Here is an 18,709-nt window from a genome sequence, read left to right on the forward strand (position 1 = left end):
GCCAGCACGCAGTCCCGGCCAGCTGCGCAGTCTCAGCCGACCGGGCGGCCTCGGCCAGCCAGCCGATTTGGTCGGCAGCGCAGTCTGGCCAGCGTACGGTCCCGGCCGGCTGGGCGGTCGCGGCCGGCAGCTCTTTTTGGCCGGCTGGGCGGTCTCGGCTGGCTGCGCAATTTGGCCCGGCCGCGTGGTGTCGGCTGGCCGGGCAATTTGGCCAGCGGCGCGGGCGCGGGCGGCCGGGTAGTTGCGGGGTTCTAGTTAGGCGGCGGTGTGAGGTGAATTGCATGGGCATCAACCGCGTGTTTTGGCCGACCGGATAGAGATCTATCAGCCGGTCGATTGAGATTTACCCGAGGCGACGCAAATTATTGGGCGGCCCGTCATTATGCCGGGTCCGTGGTGATCGGCGTGCCTTTTGATTATGGCGCGCCGATCTGAGACGCGCGTTGCATTTGTTTTGGCGATTGCCGAAGGGGCGGAGCGTCGTATGCGCGCGGATGACCGGGCGGCGTGGATCGGTTGTACCCGGGCTGATCGGCGGGGTGCGGAGTCGGCCGGTTTGATGCTCTGCCGTCGGCGGGGCCGGGTCAGCGGCGGGCTCGCCGCGGCGCTGGGGGTTGGCTGAGGCGCGGCAGCGCCGGGCGTTGCAGGACAGCCCGGCGGCCGGGGACGGCCCTGGCCACGACGGTGAGTGGCCCTTGGGCGGGGTGCTCGGAACGAAGCGTACGTCTACTGGTTCTTCTGCAGTTGACGTAGGCGGCGGGCCTCGCGCTTCTCCTCGAAGCGGGTGGCCTGGGTTTCGAGGTCCTGCATGTGGGCGGCCAGTTCCTCGCGGGCTTTCTCGCCGTCGGCCGTCAGGTCGGTTCTGTTGAACACGTTCCACTGGCGGAGGACGGGCTGGAGGACCTCGTCGCGGTGCTGGCGCAGGTCGTAGATGCCGGCCAGGGCGATCGAGAGGGCCTTGCGGCCGAAGCCCTCGATGTTGGCGCCGGGCATGGCGAAGCCGGCGACGACGTCGGTGACGGCGCGCATGGCGTGGTTGGGGTCGAGGTCGAAGGCGGCCGCGAGCAGGTTGCGGTAGAAGACCATGTGCAGGTTCTCGTCGGCGGCGACGCGGGCCAGCAGCTGCTCGGCGATGGGGTCACCGGTGGCCTTGCCGGTGTTGCGGTGCGAGATGCGGGTGGCGAGCTCCTGGAAGGCGACGTACGCGATCGAGTGGAGGATCTCGTCGGGGTGGTCGTTGCTGTAACCCGACTGCATGTGCGTCATGCGGGCGCGTTCGAGCTCGGTCGGGTCGACGGCGCGGGAGACGGTCAGGTAGTCGCGCAGGGCGATGCCGTGGCGTCCCTCCTCCGCGGTCCAGCGGTGCACCCACGTGCCCCAGGCGCCGTCGCGGCCGAAGAGGGTGGCGATCTCGTGGTGGTACGAGGGCAGGTTGTCCTCGGTGAGCAGGTTGACGATCAGGGCCGTCCGGGCCACGTCGGGGATCTTCGAGTCGTCCTCGCTCCAGGGGACGCCGCCGAGGAGGCCGTCGAAGGTGCGGCCGTCGCTCCACGGCACGTACTCGTGGGGGAACCACTCCTTGGCGAGCGACAGGTGCCGGTCGAGGTTCGTCGCGACGACGGGCTCGAGCTCGATGAGCAAGGCGGTCTGATCCATACGATCACTCCCTACGGTTACGCAACCGTAGGTTACTCCCCCGGCCTGTGTGGGCCTCCGCCACTGGCACGCGTCGACGAAGATGGATGTCTTCGACCATCGAGGAGGCAGTCTTGTTACGACGTGCGCTCATCGCTCTGATCGCCACTGCGGGGCTGGTCGCGCCGGCGGTTCCGGCCGCCGCTGCCGCCGTCGACAACTCCGTCCTGCCGGACAAACTGGACGCCATCCATGAAGCGGGCATGCCTGGCGCGTTCGCCGAGGTCCGGGACGGGCAGCGAACCTGGAAGCTGACCACCGGCGTGGCCGACGTGACGACCGGGGCGCCGGTCCGCGACGGGTTCCGGCACCGCGTCGGCAGCATCTCGAAGACGTTCCTGGCCACCGTCGTGCTGCAGAACAAGATCGGCCTGGACACACCCATCGGGCGCTATCTGCCGCGGCTGGCCCCGGCCGACGTCGGCCGGCGGGTGACGGTACGCATGCTGCTGAATCACACGAGCGGGATCGGCAACTACACCAACGAACTGATCCAGTCGGCCGAGGACATCGAGACCCTGTGCTCGACCTCGTACCGCCCGGAGCAGCTGGCCCGGATCGGCCTGGCCGCGGCGCCCACCCCCTTCGGCGTCTACTCCTACTCCAACACCAACTACGTCCTGGCCGGGTTGATCGTCGAGGAGGTCACCGGCCACAGCTACCGCGGCGAGATCGACCGGCGCATCCTGAAGCCGCTCGGGCTGCGCGACACCTACTTCGAGGGGAACGACCCGTTCATCCGCGGGCCGCACATGAACGCGTACGTGCCCTGGTACGAGGGCGAGCTCAAGGACTTCACCCGCTGCAACATGTCCTGGGGCTGGGGCGCCGGTGAGATCGTCTCCACCGCCCGCGACTTGAACACGTTCTACCGGGCCCTGCTGACCGGCCGGCTGCTGAAGCCCGCCCAGCTGGCCGCGATGCAGACGACGGTGCCGGACGGCACGGGCGGCGGCTACGGGCTCGGCCTCTACTACGTCGACCTGCCGTGCGGCCGGGTCTGGGGTCACGACGGCGGCACCATCGGGCACGTCACGGTCTCCTGGCACAGCGCCGACGGCCGCCGCCAGGTGAGTTACGCGCAGAGCATGTCGTTCTACCAGACCTCGCCGACCGAGCCTCACCCGATCGACGTGGCTGTGAGCGACTTCCTGGTCACCGCGCTCTGCGGTGACCAGGTGGCCACCTTGTCCAAGCCCTATGTGAACCCGTTCAGGACCCGCTGATCACCGGGTACAGGTCGGCGGCCGGCGGCGCCCACGCGGCGGCGTCGGCCTCGACCTGCTCACCCGAGCGGATGTCCTTCACCGTGTCCGGCTCGCCCTCACGGCCCGGGAACCAGACGTACGGAATCCCGCGCTTGTCCGCGTACTGAATCTGCTTGCCGAACTTGGCCGCGGTCGGCGCGACCTCGGCCGGGATGCCGCGCTTGCGCAGGGCGGCCGCCGTACGGTCGCACGTGCGGCGCAGCTCCTCGTTCGGCAGGGCCACGACCACACACGTCGGCACCGAGCGGGACGCGGCCAGCGCGTTCTGCCCGAACAGCACGCCGAGCATCCGGGAGACGCCGATCGAGATGCCGACGCCGGGGAACTTCTCGTTGCCGACCGTGGCCAGGTTCTCGTAGCGACCGCCGGAGCAGATGGAGCCGAAGCGCTCGTAGCCCTCGAGCTGCGTCTCGTAGACGGTGCCGGTGTAGTAGTCGAGTCCGCGCGCGATCTTCAGCTCGGCCACGACCAGGCCGGGGGCGAGCTCGCGGGCCGTCTCCACGACCTGCAGCAGCTCCTCGAGCCCCTCGTCGAGGAGATCATCCGACACGCCCAATTTGCGCACCGCATCGACAAACGAGCCGTCCTCCGCCGAAATTTCGGCCAGTTTCAGACACGCCTCGGCCTGCGACTCGGTCGCGCCCGCGGTCGACATCAGCTGCTCGATGACCTTGGCCGGGCCGATTTTGTCCAATTTGTCGACGACGCGCAGCACTTGAGCGGTGTCAGCGAGACCCAAGCCGCGGTAGAAACCCTCACAGACCTTGCGGTTGTTGACCTGAATGCGAGCGCGCGGCAGCGGCAGCCCGGAGAGAACGTCCCCGATCACCAGCGGCATCTCGGTGTCGTAGTGGAACGGCAGCGTCCCCCGGTTGACCACGTCGATGTCGGCCTGCAGGAACTCGCGGTAGCGCCCCTCCTGAGGCCGCTCCCCCCGCCACACCTTCTGAATCTGGTAGCGCTTGAACGGGAACTGCAGCTTGCCCGCGTTCTCCGTGACGAAGCGGGCGAACGGCACCGTCAGATCGAAGTGCAGGCCCAGCTGGTCGTCGCTCTTCTGTCCTTCTTCGGCCTGCAGCCGGCTCAGCAGGTAGACCTCCTTGGAGGTCTCCCCCTTGCTCAGCAGCGTCTCCAGCGGCTCGACCGAGCGCGTCTCCAGCGGGGCGTATCCGTAAAGCTCGAACGTGGCTCGCGCGCGGTCGATCACCCGCTGCTCGATCATGCGCTGCGGCGGCATCCATTCGGGAAAACCGGAAATGGGCATTCTCAGAATCTCCTAGGAAAAGTCTTAAAGACCGCGCCGCGGCGCGTCTGCCAGTTCCCGGAGGTACGGGTTCTGAGCGCGCTCACGGCCGATGGTCGTGGCCGGTCCGTGGCCGGGCAGGACGACGGTGTCGTCAGCCAGCGGCAGGATCTTGTCCCGCAGGCTGGTCAGCATCGTCTCGGTGTTGCCGCCCGGCAGGTCGGTGCGCCCGATCGAGCCGGCGAAAAGGACGTCTCCGGAGAGGCAGACCTGCTCTGCGTCCCACGTGGAGCCCGCGCCGGGCAGCCGGAAGAGCACCGACCCGCCGGTATGGCCCGGCGCATGGTCGACGGTCACCTCGAGCCCGGCCAGCGACAGCGTGGCCCCGTCGGTCAGCTCGGCCACGTCCTCGGGCTCGGAATATTCGATCCGGCCGCCGAACAGCTGGTTGAGGTCCACGCTGAGGCCCTTGGACGGGTCGGCCAGCATCTCGCGGTCGGCCGGGTGCACGTACGCGGTGATGCCGCGCGCGCCGCACACCGGCGCCACGGAGAAGGCGTGGTCGAGGTGGCCGTGGGTGAGCAGCACCGCGGCCGGGAAGAGCCGGTGCTCGGCCAGGACCTCGTCGAGCCGGTCGAGCACGCCGATGCCGGGATCGACGATCAGGCATTGCTCGCCGGGGGCGGCGGCCACGACGTAGCAGTTGGTGCCGAAGGCATCGGCCGGAAAGCCGGTGACGAGCACAACGGCCCCTCTCTGAAGCGATTAGAGCGAAATCGTAACGAGAGTAGCCCGGCGGTCGCACACCACTTTCTCAGGAGGTACCCGTACACTCTTGCGGGCGTGTGACGAGGGTCGTAGGAAGGACAGGTTTCGGTGGCATCCAGCAGGGACCGGCAGCGCAAGCTGGCGCGGGCGAAGCTCGATCGGCAGATGGCGAAACGAGCTGTCAAGGAGCGCCGCCGCCGTCGTGTGCTCGCGGGTGTCGGGTCCGGAGTCGCGGTCCTGCTCATCGTCGCCGGCATCGCCTGGATCGGCGGCGCGTTCGACTCGGACGACCCCGACAGCACGACCGCCGAGGACATCTGCGCTTGGACGCCGCAGAGCGCCACGGCGAACACGAACCTCAAGGACGTCGGCACCCCGCCCACCACGGGCATCCCGACCTCCGGGACGCAGACCATGACGATCACCTCCAACCAGGGCGATCCGATCAAGGTCAACCTCGACAACACCATGTCCCCCTGCGGCGCGGCCGACGTGGCCTTCCTGGCGAGCAAGAAGTTCTACGACAACACCGACTGCCACGAGATCACCTCGTACGGCGCGATCCGCTGCGGTGACCCGAGCGGCACCGGCCAGGGCGGCCCGACCTACAGCGTCTACAACGAGAACGTGCCGAGCGCGCCGGAGCCGAGCGCCTCGGCCTCACCGGCCGCCGCGAAGACGCCGCTCTACCCGAAGGGCACCGTCGCCCTGATCGGCGACCCGCCGGGCACCAACGGCAGCCAGTTCCTCATCTTCGCCAAGGACTACAGCCCCGCCACGCCGGAGTTCTCCATCATCGGCACGGTGAGCAGCGGCCTGGAGACCGTGACGAAGATGAGCAAGATCGCGACGGTGGCCAACGCCACCGGCGACAAGGTCAAGCCGAAATCGAAGATCACCATCAAGAGCCTGACTGTCGGCGACGCGGAGGCGGCCCCCGCGCCGTCGGCGAGCGCCCAGTCTTAAATCCCCACGGCCGAAAACAGCAGGAGGAACACCGTGTCGTCGATCAAGGACCGGCAGCGCGCGGCGGCGCGGGCCCGGCTCGAGAAGGAGATGTCCGAGCGTGCCGCGGCAGCCCGTAAGCGCCGGCAGCGCCAGGCCATCATCGGTTCGGCGATCGCGGTCGTGCTGATCGCGGGCGCCGGGGTTTTCATCGTCACCCAGCTCAACAAGGACGACAAGAAGAGCACCAGCAACGCGGCCGGCGTCCCCGCCGGTCAGGTCGCCTGCACCTGGACCCCGGACGCGGGCGGCGGCAAGACCAAGGACGTCGGCACGCCGGCCAAGACCGCGGCCAACACCGGCACCGACGTGCTGACCATGGTGACCAACCTCGGCACGATCAAGGCCACCGTGGACAAGTCCAAGGTGCCGTGCACGGCGCTCAGCTTCGAGTACCTGTCGTCCAAGAAGTTCTGGGACAACACGAAGTGCCACCGCCTGGTCAACGAGGACAAGTTCCGCGTGCTGCAGTGCGGCGACCCGTTCGCCACCGGCAAGGGCTACCGCGAGACCGACGGCCAGGGCGGCCCGAGCTACACCATGGCCGAGGAGAACCTCCCGACCGACACCAAGAACCCGTACCCGGCGGGCTCGATCGCGATGGCCAACACCGGTCAGCCCGGCAGCACCGGCAGCCAGTTCTTCATCGTCTCGGAGGACACGCAGCTGTCGGCCAACTACACGCTGCTCGGCAAGATCACCGACGGTCTGGACATCGTCAAGGGTGTCGTGAAGGCCGGTGACGACGGGGCGTTCAAGGAGTCGGCCGGCGGCGGCCACCCGAAGAAGGAAATGGACATCAAGTCGCTGACCATGGCGGCCGCTTAGCGGTGTCGAGAAAAGAGGGGGGCTGCGGCCCCCCTCTTTTTCATGCTCCCGAAGTGACGCGGTAGGCGTCGAAGACCCCGTCGACCTTGCGCACGGCGGCGACCAGGTGGCCGAGGTGCTTGGGATCGGCCATCTCGAAGGTGAAGCGGCTGACCGCCACCCGGTCGCGGGTGGTGGTGACCGTGGCCGACAGGATGTTGACCCGCTCCTCCGAGAGCACGCGGGTCACGTCGGCCAGCAGCTTGTGCCGGTCGAGCGCCTCGACCTGGATGGCCACCAGGAAGGTCGACGCGCTGGTCGGTTTCCAGGTCACCTCGACCACGCGCTCGGTCTGCTCGCGCAGGTCCTCCGCGTTGGCGCAGTCCTCCCGGTGGACGCTGACGCCGCCCGAGCGGGTGACGAAACCGAAGACCGCGTCGCCCGGCACCGGGGTGCAGCAGCGGGCCAGTTTGACCCACACGTCGCTGACGCCCTTGACCACGACGCCCGGATCCTGCGCGGTGCTGCGGTTGCGCGGCGGGCGGGTGGCGACGGCGGTCTCGGCGATGTCCTCGACCGCGCCCTCCTCGCCACCGAAACCGGCGACGAGTTTCTGCACGACGGACTGGGCCGACACCGTGTTCTCCCCGATGGCCGCGTAGAGCGAGGCCACGTCGGGCAGGTGCAGGTCGCGGGCGATGGTCGTCAGGTTCTCGTTCGTCAGCATGCGCTGCAGGGGCAGACCCTGCTTGCGCATCGCCTTGACGATCGCCTCCTTGCCGACCTCGATCGCTTCCTCGCGCCGTTCCTTGTTGAAGTACTGCCGGATCTTCGTCCGCGCCCGGGGGCTCTTGACGAAGCCGAGCCAGTCCTGCGTCGGGCCGGCGTTGGACGACTTCGACGTGAAGATCTCGATCACGTCGCCGTTGGACAGCGTCGACTCGAGCGGCACGAGCTTGCCGTTGACCCGGGCGCCGATGCACTTGTGCCCGACCTCGGTGTGCACCGCGTAGGCGAAGTCGACGGGGGTCGAACCCGTCGGCAGGGGGATGACGTCGCCCTTGGGGGTGAAGACGTACACCTCCTGGCTCGACAGGTCGAAGCGCAGCGCGTCCAGGAACTCCGACGGGTCGCTGGCCTCGCGCTGCCAGTCCAGCAGCTGCCGCAGCCAGGTCATCTCGTCGATATGAGCCGGCGGGCCGACGATCGTCGCGCCCTTCTGCTCCTTGTACTTCCAGTGGGCGGCGATGCCGAACTCGGCCGTGCGGTGCATGGCGAACGTGCGGATCTGCATCTCGACCGGCTTGCCGGTCGGGCCGATGACCGTCGTGTGCAACGACTGGTACATGTTGAATTTCGGCATCGCGATGTAGTCCTTGAACCGGCCCGGCACCGGCTGCCAGTTCGCGTGGATGACGCCCAGCGCGGCGTAGCAGTCGCGGACCGTGTCGACCAGGATGCGCACGCCGACCAGGTCGTAGATGTCGTTGAAGTCGCGGCCCCGCACGATCATCTTCTGATAGATCGAGTAGAGGTGCTTGGGCCGGCCGGTGGTCTCGGCCTTGATCTTCGCGGACTTGAGGTCGAGCGAGACCCTGTTCGTCACCTGGCGCAGCAGCGCCTCACGCTGCGGCTGGTGCTCGCCGATGAGGCGGTTGATCTCCTCGAACCGCTTGGGGAACAGCGTGCCGAACGCCAGGTCCTCGAGCTCCCACTTGATCGTGTTCATACCGAGGCGGTGGGCCAGCGGGGCCAGGATCTCCAGCGTCTCCTTGGCCTTCTGCTCCTGCTTGGGGCGGGGCAGGAAGGTCAGCGTACGCATGTTGTGCAGGCGGTCGGCCAGCTTGATGACCAGCACCCGCGGGTCCTTGGCCATGGCCACGACCATCTTGCGGATCGTCTCGGCCTTGGCCGCGTCGCCCAGCTTGACCCGGTCGAGCTTGGTGACGCCGTCGACCAGCAGCGCCACCTCGGCCCCGAAGTCGGCCTTCATCTGATCGAGCGAGTAGTCGGTGTCCTCGATCGTGTCGTGCAGCAGGGCCGCGACCAGGGTGGTCGTGTCCATGCCGAGGTTGGCCAGGATCGTCGCCACGGCCAGCGGATGCGTGATGTACGGGTCGCCGGACTTGCGATATTGACCCGAGTGCCAGCGGGCGGCCACGTCGAAGGCGCGCTGCAGCATGCGCCCGTCGGCCTTGGGGTGGCTGGCCCGATGGGTCGCGATCAGCGGCTCGAGCACCTCGCTGACCTGCGTGCTCTGCCAGGGCGCGTTGAACCGGGCGAGGCGGGCCCGGACGCGGCGGCCCGTGGGCGCGCTGGCCAGGCCGAACCGTTCCTCGCCGGCCGCCCGGTCGTCCGAGGGGCTCAAGGGCTGGGTCACGTCGGGGTCGGTCGTGGGCACAGCCGGGCGGGGAGCCTCTGGCTGCGTCTCAGCCGCGGTCGCCGTAGCGTCCGCGGCAGGCCGTGTGTTCTCGGTCGGCTGCACCGTGCCCTCCGCCGGAGGGGCGACGTCGCTGGACACCGGCCTCCTCACACCCTCGTCAATAGTGAGTTGGTCACCTGGTTAGGAACGCCATCCTACCCGCACCGTCTTCCCCGACACCCCGGCCGAACCTCCGAAAGAAGCGGACCGGTTCCGCGAAGACGGATCAAACGGTCAAGAGCGCATGGACCGTACGCGGACTGAGCCGCTCCCGGCCCTTCAGGAAGGCCAGCTCCATCAGAACCGTGAAGCCGGCGACCGTACCGCCGGCCCGCTCGACCAGATCCAGCGCCGCCGCCGCCGTCCCGCCCGTGGCGAGCACGTCGTCGACCACCAGGACCCGCTGTCCGGCGATGAAGGCGTCCTCGTGCACCTCGAGGGTGGCCTCGCCGTACTCGAGCTCGTACGAGGCCGACAGGGCCTTGCGCGGCAGCTTCCCCGCCTTACGGATCGGCACCACGCCGACGCCGGTCGCGTACGCGATGGCGGCGGCCACCACGAAACCGCGCGCCTCCACGCCGGCCACCACGTCGAAGCCGTCCCGGCCGTGATGGGCCACGATCCCGTCGATCACCTGGCGGAACGCCGGCCCGTCCGCGAACAGCGGCATGAGGTCCTTGAAGACGACGCCCGGCTTCGGGAAGTCGGGCACGTCGACCGTGGCGCGCTCGACGACGGCGGCCAGGTCGGTGTTCTGCTCAGTCACGGGATCAAGCCTTTCACAGCGAAAGGGACGGCCCTCGCGGGCCGTCCCTTTCCTCGTCGCTTTCTGGTCGTGCGCCGGACTCAGCGGCGCTTGCCGCCGGGCCGGTTGCTCGGGCCCCGGTTCGGGTTGCCGCCGGTGCTGCGCTTGGCCGTGGGCCGGGCCCCCGGGCGCGGGGCCGAGGACGCCAGGGCCGGGGCCTCGTCCGACTCGGTCAGGTTGGACTGGCGGCCGGGGCGCTCGCCCCGGGCCACGTCGCCCGACTTGGCCGACGCGCGGCGGGCCAGCACCCGGGCCGTGTGCGCCTTGATCTTCGGCTCGCGGTCCTTGAACGCGGTCAGCAGCGGGGCCGCGAACATGATCGAGGCGAGGACGCCGAAGCCCATGCCGACGAACAGCACCAGGCCGAGGTCCTTCAGCGTGCCCGCGCCGAGCAGGCCGGCGCCGATGAACAACAGGCCGCCGACGGGCAGCAGCGCCACCAGACCGGTGTTGATCGAGCGCATCAGGGTCTGGTTGACCGCCAGGTTGGCCGCCTCGTTGTAGGTGCGGACGCTGCTCGCGGTGATGCCGCGCGTGTTCTCCTGCACCTTGTCGAAGACGACCACCACGTCGTACAGCGAGTAACCCAGAATCGTCAGGAAGCCGACCACCGTCGACGGCGTCACCTCGAAGCCGACGAGCGAGTAGACGCCGGCCGTGAAGATCAGGTCGAGCAGCAGCGAGGAGACGGCCGCGGCCGCCATCCGCCACTCGAACCGGATGACCAGATAGATCATGACGACGATCAGGAAGATGATCAGGCCCAGCAGCGCCTGCCGGGTCACCTGACCACCCCAGGCCGCCGAGACCTGGTCGTCGCTGACCTTGGTGGCATCCAGTTTCAGGTCGGTCACCAGCGCGGTCTTGGCCTGCTCGGCCTGGGCCGCGGTGAGCGTGGTGGCCCGGACCGTGTAGGTGTCACCCCCGCCGCCGGTGCTGCCGAGGGTCTGCGACGAGACGACCGACGCGCCCGGGTCGACCGACTTGATCGCCCGGTCGACCGCGTCGGACACCTCTTTCTGCGAGTAGGTCGTGCTGCCGGTCGTGGCCGGGACGCTGAACGAGGTGCCACCGGCGAACTCGATGCCCAGGTGGAAGCCGCGGATCGCGATGCTGCCGATCGAGACCGCGACGAGCACGGCCGCGATGATGAACCACAGCTTGCGGCGGCCGATGATGTTGACATTGGCCTCGCCCGCGTAGAGCCGGGCGGCAAGAGACTGGCTGGCCATGTCAGGCCTCCTTGACGTCGGTCGGAGCGCGGCGCAGCACGCGGCCGAGACCACTCACGCGCGGCGAGAGGAACGCCTTGGTGCTGGCGAACATCGTCATGATCGGGTGACGGAAGAGGAACACCACGACCAGGTCGAGCACCGTCGAGATGCCCAGCGCGAAGGCGAAGCCCTGCACCGCGCCGACCGAGACGATGTAGAGCACCACTGCGGCGAGGATCGTGATCGTGTTGGCCGAGATGATCGTGCGCCGGGCCCGGGCCCAGGCCCGCGGCACCGCGCTGCGCGGGCTGCGGCCCTCGTGGATCTCGTCCTTCAATCGTTCGAAGTAGATGACGAACGAGTCGGCCGCGACACCCAATGACACGATGAAGCCGGCGATACCGGCCAGCGTGAGGGTGAAGCCGACCGTACGGCCCAGGAAGACCAGGGCGCCGAAGGTGAGCAGACCCGACAGGATCAGGCTCATGAAGATGACCGAGCCGAGCAGGCGGTAGTAGAAGAACGCGTAGATCGCGACCAGGCCCATGCCGATCGCGGCGGCGATCAGACCGGCCTGCAGCTGCTGGGTGCCCAGGGTGGCCGAGACGGTCTGGGCCGGGCCCGAGCTGAAGGTGACCGGCAGCGCGCCGAAGTTCAGCTGGTCGGCCAGTTCCTTGGAGCTCTTCGCGTTGAACTGCCCGGTGATCTGCGAGGTGCCGGTGAGCACGCCCTGGATCTGCGGGGCCGAGATGACCGACTTGTCGAGCACGACGGCGACGGCGCAGTGCTCGACCGAGCCGTACATCGCGGTGGCGGCGGTGTAGCAGGGCGCGTCCGAGGTGGCCTCGTACGCCTGCCGGGTCAGCGCGGCCCACTTGGTCGAGCCCTCGCTCTTGAAGTCCAGGGAGACGACCCACTGGCCGTTCTGCTGGTCGAGCTGCGGGCTGGCCTTGGAGATGTCGTCACCGACGACCGAGGCCTTGTCCATCAGGATCTTGCCGCCGTTGTAGCAGGCGACGACCTGGCTGGCCACGTTGTCGATGGCGCCGTTGGGCCGGGCGTCGAGCTGCGTGCAGCCGATCGTCGGCACGTACATCTGCATCTGCGGGGTGAGGACGTTGACCTCGTCGCCGCTGAGCTTGGCGAAGGCCGCGTACGCCTTGCCGGCGTTGGGGTCCGTGCTCAGGTCGACCGGCGCGGTCAGCTTGGCCGCCGCGGCCCACGCGGTGGCGCCGACCTTCTTCTGGATCGCCTCACGCTGGGCCTGCTCGTCGGCGGTCACCGGCGGGGCGGCCCCCGGGGCGGCGCTGGCGCTGGCGGACGGCGTCGGGGTGGGCGTCGGGGCCTTGACGACCTCGCCACCACCCTGGCCACCGGTCGACGCGCTGCCGGTCACCGCGGGAGCGCTCGCGGGGGCCGACGGCTTCGAACCGGCCGGGGCGCTCGGGTTGGCCGACGCGGACGCGCTGGGCGTCGCCGTCGGCGGGTTCAGCGCGACCGAGGCGACGTCGCCGGTCGCGCCGATCACCAGGCGGAAGCGCATCTGGGCGGCCTGCGACAGGTCCTTGAGCTGGTCGTCGGCCTTGCCGGCGAGGGAGACCACGATGTTGCGGTCACCCTGGATGACCACCTCGGCCTCGGAGACGCCGAGCGCGTTCACCCGCTGGTCGATGATGTCGCGGGCCTGCTCCATGCTCTCCTTGGACGGCACCTGGCCGCCCTGGACGGAGGCGATGTAGGTGGCCTGCGTGCCACCGACGAGGTCCAGACCCAGTTTCGGGTGCAGCCGGTCGGTGAAACTGCCACTCGCCCCACCGGCGAAGAACACCAGCAGATAAAGAACGACGAAGATGAAGCCGAGCACGGCTAGCTGCCGTCCGGGATGCATCTGCCCCTGTGGTGGTCGTGCCACGGCTTTCGGTCTCCCTGTGTCTTACAGGCTCTGCGTGTTACGTGCCTGATGTCCGGTTCTGATGGCCGCGCGCGGCCTGACGGACCGGCCCATCTGGACCGGCCCGCCGGGGTGGAGCTATTAGTCCTTTTTACGCGTGTCGACGACCGGGTCGACGACCGGCTCCTCGACCGCGACGGGCTCGGCGATCGGCTCCTCGACCGGCTCGGCCGCGGCGGGCGCGGTCTTGTCGGTGTCGGCGAGCACGCGGGCGATCGCCGGGCGGGCGAAGTTGACGTGCACACCCTCGGAGATCTCGAGGGTGACGATGTCGTCGTCGACCGCCACGACCTCACCGTGCAGGCCACCGATCGTCACGATCCGGTCGCCGGGACCCAGCGCGTTCTGCATCTGCTGCGCCTCACGGCGCCGCTTCTGCTGCGGCCGGATCATCAGGAAGTACATGACGGCGAAGAGGAGGACGATGAGAAGCAGCGGCGTGAAGCTGCCACCACCCGATGCCTCGGCTGCCTCAAACACGAAAAAAGCCTTCCGTAGGCCGCCGGCGACGCGCCCACGCGCGTGACCGGGGCGATAAACACATCCCGGGTTGAACGGCGGCGAGTCTAATCGGTCAACCTGGGAAGTCCGAATGCGGCACACATCACGTTCGCATTACGAGGGATTTCACGCATCGCGTGCGAACAAATCCCCTTGGACGACGCCCGACGGCGGCGTCTTTCCCAGATGCACCCACCCCGCCTCGGTGGCCACCCGGCCTCGCGGCGTGCGGGCCAGGAGCCCGGCTCGCACCAGGAAAGGCTCGCACACCTCCTCAACAGTGTCAGACTGCTCGCCGACCGCCACCGCCAAGGTGGACAAACCGACCGGTCCGCCCCGGAAGGACTCGATCAGCGCGCGCAGGACGGCCCGGTCCAGACGGTCCAGCCCCAGCTCGTCCACGTCGTACACCTTGAGCGCGTCCCGGGCTGTGGACTCGGTCACCACGCCGTCCGCGCGCACCTCGGCGAAGTCCCGTACGCGGCGGAGCAGCCGGTTGGCGATACGCGGTGTGCCGCGCGACCGGCCGGCAATCTCGGCCGCCCCGTCGTCGGTGATCGGCACCCCCAGGATGCGGGCCGAGCGGTGCAGCAGCGCGTCCAGATCGGCCGGTGAGTAGAAGTCGAGGTGGGCCACGAAGCCGAACCGGTCCCGCATCGGGCCGGAGAGCAGGCCGGCCCGGGTCGTCGCGCCGACCAGCGTGAACGGCTCCACGTCGAGCGGGATCGCGGTGGCCCCCGGTCCCTTGCCGACCACGACGTCGACCCGGAAGTCCTCCATCGCGCTGTAAAGCAGCTCCTCGGCCGGCTTGGCGATGCGGTGGATCTCGTCGATGAACAGCACGTCACCCGGGGCGAGGCTGGTCAGGATCGCGGCCAGGTCGCCGCTGCGCTCGATCACCGGGCCGCTCGTGGTCCGGATGCTGGTGCCGAGCTCGGCCGCGACGATGTTGGCCAGCGTGGTCTTGCCCAGGCCGGGCGGGCCCGACAACAGGATGTGGTCCGGCGGGGCGCCACGGCCCATGGCGCCCTTGAGGAGCAGGTCGAGCTGGTCGCGGACCCGGTGCTGGGCGATGAACTCGGCCAGCCGGCGCGGCCGGACGCTGGCCTCGGCGTCGAGGTCCTCGTCGCCCGCGTCGGCCGAGACGAGCTCGCTCATCGGGCCTTGCCCAGCAGCCTGATCGCCTGGCGCAGCAGCTGCGGCACCGGCGGCACCTCACCGTCGATCGTCTCGGCCACCGCGGCCACGGCCTGATCGGCCTGCGCGGCCGACCAGCCGAGCGCAAGCACACCCTGGCGCACCTGCTCCTGCCAGGCCCCGTTGAGCATGCCGCTGGTCTCGCCGGCCATCGCGATCGGGCCGATCTTGTCGCGCAGCTCGAGGACCATGCGCTCGGCGCCCTTCTTGCCGATGCCGGGCACCCGGGTCAGCGTGGCCAGGTCACCCCCGGCCAGGGCCCGGCGCACGGTCTCGGGCGAGTGCACGGCCAGCACGGCCTGGGCCAGCCGCGGGCCCACCCCACTGGCGGTCTGCAGCAGCTCGAACAGATGCTTCTCGTCGTCGTCGGCGAACCCGTACAGGGTCAGCGAGTCCTCCCGGACCACCATGCTGGCCGCCAGCCGCGCCTCGGCGCCGGTCTTCAGACCGGCCAGGGTCCCCGGCGCGCACTGCAGCTGCAGGCCGACCCCGCCGACCTCGATGACGGCGCTGTCGGCCGCGATCGCGGCCACCACCCCCCGCACGCTGGCGATCATCTGCGGGCTCCCTTGAGTTTCTGGGCGGCGGCTCTCTGCGCGGCCACCTTCGTGGCCGCGGCGGCCGCCGCCGCCTGGATCCGGGCGCGGGTCCCCCCACGCCAGATGTGGCAGATGGCGATGGCGAGCGAGTCGGCGGCATCGGCCGGCTTGGGCGGCGCGTCGAGGTTGAGGAGCCGGGTCACCATCGCGGTGACCTGCGCCTTGCCCGCCGTCCCGGAGCCGGTCACGGCCGCCTTGACCTCGCTCGGCGTGTACGTCTCGACGTGCAGCCCGGCCCGCGCGCCGGCCAGGATCGCGACTCCGCTGGCCTGCGCCGTGCCCATCACCGTACGGGCGTTGTGCTGGGAGAACACCCGCTCGACGGCCACGCTCTCGGGCTTGTGCTCGGCCACAAGCTCACCGAGGGCCCGATCGAGATGCAGCAGCCGCAGCGAGATGTCGTCGTCGGGCTCGGTGTAGACCACGTAGTAGGCGACCAGCTTGCACTGCCGGCCCGGAACGCCCTCGACGACCCCGACCCCGCAGCGTGTGAGCCCCGGGTCGATGCCGAGCACGCGCACCATGGACCTCCCCTGCCTCACGTACGTGTGTTCGACACCCTAGTACGCGCCCCACTTGCGCTCGGCAGCGACACGCCCCGACGATGGCGGGGAGGGGGTGAGGCTCATGTATCTCGTGCCACCCATGGCCGACGAGCCACCACCCGACTACGTCACGTTCGTCGCCGTGCACGTCACCGACCTGCGCCGCGAAACCGAACGCCTGGTCGGCGGCGACCCCGACGCCGCCCACCTCTACATGGACGTCCTGGCCGACGTCGCCGGCCACTGGCGCCGCCTGATCTGGCGCCGCCGCCTGCTGGGCCACCCCCACGCCGCCGCCGACTACATGACCCACCGCCTCGCCACGAGAACAAAGCAGTGGCGAGAAGACCAGATCTACGAGGTCGACGTACGCGTCATGCCCCCACCGCTGGCCTACTACCAGCGCGGGGGCCCCACAGCGTCCCTGGCCCTCCGCAAGGCCGACCTCCTGCCGGACACCCACCGCCTGGGCGTAGAGGCCACCGCCGACGCCGGCATAGCGTGGGTCCAGGCCTACCGCCGCCAGCTATGGCACCGAGTAACCCGCCTCGTCATCGGCGGCATCCTCCTGATCGCCACCATGATCCAACTAATGACCTCAATCTCCCCCGACAGCTGACGGGGCCGACCCGCGAACGGATCGACCCCATTTGTCATCGATCGCCGTCATTACCCTTCGGCCCCGACCTGATCGATCGCTGCCGCAACTCGGGAACAACATCGCCGATCGTTGCGAAGTCACGATCCTCATGCAGCACCGTGAGTTTGAGCCGCAACGCTGTCGCGGCAATCAACATGTCGACCACCGACGGTCCGGTATGGGTCGCACGACGGGCAAGCCCTCGACGAATCACCGCGACCTGATCCCAGATGCCGTCGGGCTCGATCACCGGTAGGCATCGCCACGCCACGGTCGCCTCGGCCTCGGCGTACCGCTTGGCGTCCGCCGCCCTGAGCGTCTCCGCCAGGGCGGGCTCGCAGATCGAAATCAGGCCTCGGCTCAGCACCTCGTCCCAGGCCGGGTCCGCCTGCTTCCGCAGGATACGGATGAGTGCACTCGCATCAGCCAGATATTTCATCGGCTGACCTCGTCGTTGTCGGGAAAGTTGAACGCGCCTTCGGCCACCATCCTCCGGAGGTGGGCCAGCGCATCCCTCCGCTTGGCCCGCTCCTGCTCGACCAGCCGCCGGAGAGCCTCATTGATCGCTGCACTCGGAGTATGAGCTTCGATCTGCCGCTTGGCCTCCTCGAGCAGCTCGTCGTCGATCGGTCTCTCGTCGCCCGGTACATCGACGAGCCGTCCAACTGCGGGTTCCGTCATCGGCTTTACCCCTTCGGTCGCCCGCCCTCCAACACCATACTGGTCTCGCGACTACTAGTCATTAGACCGACGCGTCTAAATTTGCTCCCGCGCATACTCAGCGCGCTCACCCCGGAGCACCCGCCGGTAGACCTCGACGACCACCTCACCGGCACCACCCCGCGGCATCGCGACGATCCAGCACTCCGGGACACCGCACCGGGCGTACCAGCCCATCCGCTCCGCGTACGCCTCACCCTCGGCGACGACCTCAACCACAAGGCTGAACAAAGCGCCCGGCAGGGAGGTGTAGCCGGCCGGATCCGGCGGCAAGCGCGTCACCACCCCGAGATCGGGCAGCCGCCAGTCCTCAGGCCGCTCACTGTGGATGCCGGGCCGATGGAACACCTCGAGGCCTGCGGCATACAGCACCGTCTGGAGCCGAACCGTGAGCTCCTTCTCGCGGAAGCTGGTCGGCTTGAGCGCGACCACCTTCCCGTCGTGCATCTCGTAGGGGGAATCCGGACCGAGCCGATCGCCGTCGTCGATCACCAGCGCCTCCCGGAAACAGCGAACGGGGCCGGTCGCCGATGCGACCAGCCCCGTCAGCCTACTAGGCAGACGACTACCTGTCAGGCGTCGATCGCCGCCATGACGTCGTCGGGGACGTCGAAGTTGGCGAAGATGTTCTGGACGTCGTCGCAGTCCTCGAGGGCGTCGATCAGCTTGAAGACCTTGCGCGCGGCCTCCTCGTCGACCGGCACGGTCATGGTCGGGACCAGGGACGACTCGGCCGAGTCGTACTCGATGCCGGCGTCGACGACGGCCGTGCGGACGGCGATCAGGTCGGTCGGCTCGCTGACCACCTCGAAGGAGTCGCCCAGGTCGTTGATCTCCTCGGCGCCCGCGTCGAGGACGGCCATCATGAGGTCGTCCTCGGTCTGGCCCTCCTTGGGGACGATCACGATGCCCTTGCGGTTGAACAGGTACGACACGCTGCCGGCGTCGGCGAACGTGCCGCCGTTGCGGGTCAGGGCCGTGCGCACCTCGGTCGCCGCGCGGTTGCGGTTGTCGGTCAGGCACTCGATGAGCAGCGCGACACCGTTGGGGCCGTAGCCCTCGTACATGATCGTCTGCCAGTCGGCGCCTCCGGCCTCGAGGCCGGAGCCGCGCTTGACCGCGTTGTCGATGTTGCTGTTGGGGACGGAGCTCTTCTTCGCCTTCTGGATGGCGTCGTAGAGGGTCGGGTTGCCCGCCGGGTCCCCACCGCCGGTGCGGGCCGCGACCTCGATGTTCTTGATGAGCTTGGCGAACATCTTGCCGCGCTTGGCGTCGATGACGGCCTTCTTGTGCTTGGTCGTCGCCCACTTGGAGTGGCCGGACATGCGA

19 protein-coding genes are annotated in these 18,709 nt (G+C 69.0%); 4 read left to right on the forward strand and 15 right to left on the reverse strand.

From position 1 onward, the window contains the following. Nucleotides 1–726: 726 nt before the first annotated feature. Nucleotides 727–1,656: an acyl-ACP desaturase gene (locus tag AB0J66_RS25535; protein WP_364665226.1), complete on the reverse strand. Its 930-nt coding sequence runs from the start codon at nt 1,654–1,656 to the stop codon at nt 727–729. Between the two features lie 113 nt (nt 1,657–1,769). On the opposite strand from AB0J66_RS25535, the gene AB0J66_RS25540 reads away from it, so the two are divergent. Continuing rightward, nucleotides 1,770–2,921, forward strand: a complete 1,152-nt coding sequence (locus tag AB0J66_RS25540; protein WP_364665228.1) for a serine hydrolase domain-containing protein — start codon at nt 1,770–1,772, stop codon at nt 2,919–2,921. Here the strand turns inward: AB0J66_RS25540 and hisS are convergent. Together hisS and AB0J66_RS25550 are read right to left on the reverse strand one after the other, a co-directional pair. Next, nucleotides 2,908–4,227, reverse strand: a complete 1,320-nt coding sequence (hisS, locus tag AB0J66_RS25545; protein WP_364665231.1) for a histidine--tRNA ligase — start codon at nt 4,225–4,227, stop codon at nt 2,908–2,910. The two genes, AB0J66_RS25540 and hisS, sit on opposite strands and share 14 nt — an antisense overlap. Nucleotides 4,228–4,251: 24 nt before the next feature. Further along, the gene (locus AB0J66_RS25550) at nt 4,252–4,950 is read right to left on the reverse strand and encodes an MBL fold metallo-hydrolase (protein WP_364665233.1); all 699 of its coding nucleotides are present in this window, start codon (nt 4,948–4,950) and stop codon (nt 4,252–4,254) included. 132 nt (nt 4,951–5,082) lie between these two features. On the opposite strand from AB0J66_RS25550, the gene AB0J66_RS25555 reads away from it, so the two are divergent. Both AB0J66_RS25555 and AB0J66_RS25560 read left to right on the forward strand, forming a co-directional pair. Beyond that, nucleotides 5,083–5,940: a peptidylprolyl isomerase gene (locus AB0J66_RS25555; RefSeq protein WP_364665236.1), complete on the forward strand. Its 858-nt coding sequence runs from the start codon at nt 5,083–5,085 to the stop codon at nt 5,938–5,940. 33 nt (nt 5,941–5,973) lie between these two features. Further along, nucleotides 5,974–6,807 (forward strand): peptidylprolyl isomerase, encoded by an 834-nt coding sequence (locus AB0J66_RS25560; protein WP_364665239.1) that lies wholly within the window; start codon nt 5,974–5,976, stop codon nt 6,805–6,807. A 40-nt stretch (nt 6,808–6,847) separates the two neighbouring features. On the opposite strand, the gene AB0J66_RS25565 is transcribed toward AB0J66_RS25560, so the two are convergent. From AB0J66_RS25565 to ruvC, 8 genes are all read right to left on the reverse strand, one after another. Next, the gene (locus AB0J66_RS25565; protein ID WP_364665242.1) at nt 6,848–9,307 is read right to left on the reverse strand and encodes a bifunctional (p)ppGpp synthetase/guanosine-3',5'-bis(diphosphate) 3'-pyrophosphohydrolase; all 2,460 of its coding nucleotides are present in this window, start codon (nt 9,305–9,307) and stop codon (nt 6,848–6,850) included. A 127-nt stretch (nt 9,308–9,434) separates the two neighbouring features. Further along, nucleotides 9,435–9,974, reverse strand: coding sequence for an adenine phosphoribosyltransferase (locus AB0J66_RS25570; RefSeq protein WP_364665244.1), 540 nt, complete (start codon nt 9,972–9,974; stop codon nt 9,435–9,437). A gap of 80 nt (nt 9,975–10,054) precedes the next feature. Beyond that, nucleotides 10,055–11,245, reverse strand: a complete 1,191-nt coding sequence (gene secF, locus AB0J66_RS25575; RefSeq protein WP_364665247.1) for a protein translocase subunit SecF — start codon at nt 11,243–11,245, stop codon at nt 10,055–10,057. A gap of 1 nt (nt 11,246) precedes the next feature. Then, nucleotides 11,247–13,115 carry a protein translocase subunit SecD gene (secD, locus tag AB0J66_RS25580; RefSeq protein WP_364665594.1) on the reverse strand — a complete coding sequence of 623 codons (1,869 nt, stop codon included), beginning with the start codon at nt 13,113–13,115 and terminating at the stop codon, nt 11,247–11,249. A gap of 144 nt (nt 13,116–13,259) precedes the next feature. Continuing rightward, complete coding sequence (yajC, locus tag AB0J66_RS25585; RefSeq protein ID WP_364665249.1) at nt 13,260–13,658, reverse strand: preprotein translocase subunit YajC; 399 nt, start codon at nt 13,656–13,658, stop codon at nt 13,260–13,262. Nucleotides 13,659–13,805: 147 nt separating this feature from the next. Beyond that, the gene (gene ruvB, locus AB0J66_RS25590) at nt 13,806–14,837 is read right to left on the reverse strand and encodes a Holliday junction branch migration DNA helicase RuvB (RefSeq protein ID WP_364665252.1); all 1,032 of its coding nucleotides are present in this window, start codon (nt 14,835–14,837) and stop codon (nt 13,806–13,808) included. Further along, nucleotides 14,834–15,433 (reverse strand): Holliday junction branch migration protein RuvA, encoded by a 600-nt coding sequence (gene ruvA / locus AB0J66_RS25595; RefSeq protein ID WP_364665254.1) that lies wholly within the window; start codon nt 15,431–15,433, stop codon nt 14,834–14,836. Before ruvA ends, ruvB begins: the two co-directional genes overlap by 4 nt. Next, nucleotides 15,430–15,996 carry a crossover junction endodeoxyribonuclease RuvC gene (ruvC, locus tag AB0J66_RS25600; protein ID WP_364665596.1) on the reverse strand — a complete coding sequence of 189 codons (567 nt, stop codon included), beginning with the start codon at nt 15,994–15,996 and terminating at the stop codon, nt 15,430–15,432. The genes ruvA and ruvC overlap by 4 nt, the downstream gene beginning before the upstream one ends. A 106-nt stretch (nt 15,997–16,102) precedes the next feature. Between ruvC and AB0J66_RS25605 the strand changes: the two genes are divergently transcribed. Further along, on the forward strand, nt 16,103–16,639 hold the full coding sequence (locus AB0J66_RS25605) for a hypothetical protein (protein WP_364665256.1): 537 nt from the start codon (nt 16,103–16,105) through the stop codon (nt 16,637–16,639). A 34-nt stretch (nt 16,640–16,673) separates the two neighbouring features. Here AB0J66_RS25605 and AB0J66_RS25610 read toward each other — a convergent pair whose 3' ends face one another. The 4 genes from AB0J66_RS25610 to AB0J66_RS25625 all read right to left on the reverse strand — a co-directional run bounded on the left by AB0J66_RS25610 (nt 16,674) and on the right by AB0J66_RS25625 (nt 18,705). Continuing rightward, nucleotides 16,674–17,099 (reverse strand): PIN domain-containing protein, encoded by a 426-nt coding sequence (locus AB0J66_RS25610; protein ID WP_364665259.1) that lies wholly within the window; start codon nt 17,097–17,099, stop codon nt 16,674–16,676. Beyond that, on the reverse strand, nt 17,096–17,341 hold the full coding sequence (locus tag AB0J66_RS25615) for a type II toxin-antitoxin system VapB family antitoxin (protein WP_364665261.1): 246 nt from the start codon (nt 17,339–17,341) through the stop codon (nt 17,096–17,098). Before AB0J66_RS25615 ends, AB0J66_RS25610 begins: the two co-directional genes overlap by 4 nt. 75 nt (nt 17,342–17,416) lie before the next feature. Next, nucleotides 17,417–17,872, reverse strand: a complete 456-nt coding sequence (locus tag AB0J66_RS25620) for a Uma2 family endonuclease (protein WP_364665264.1) — start codon at nt 17,870–17,872, stop codon at nt 17,417–17,419. Between the two features lie 80 nt (nt 17,873–17,952). Continuing rightward, nucleotides 17,953–18,705 carry a YebC/PmpR family DNA-binding transcriptional regulator gene (locus AB0J66_RS25625; protein WP_364665267.1) on the reverse strand — a complete coding sequence of 251 codons (753 nt, stop codon included), beginning with the start codon at nt 18,703–18,705 and terminating at the stop codon, nt 17,953–17,955. Between the last annotated feature and the right edge of the window lie 4 nt (nt 18,706–18,709).

Source organism: Actinoplanes sp. NPDC049598 (genome assembly GCF_040675435.1).
Taxonomy (GTDB): Bacteria; Actinomycetota; Actinomycetes; order Mycobacteriales; family Micromonosporaceae; genus Actinoplanes.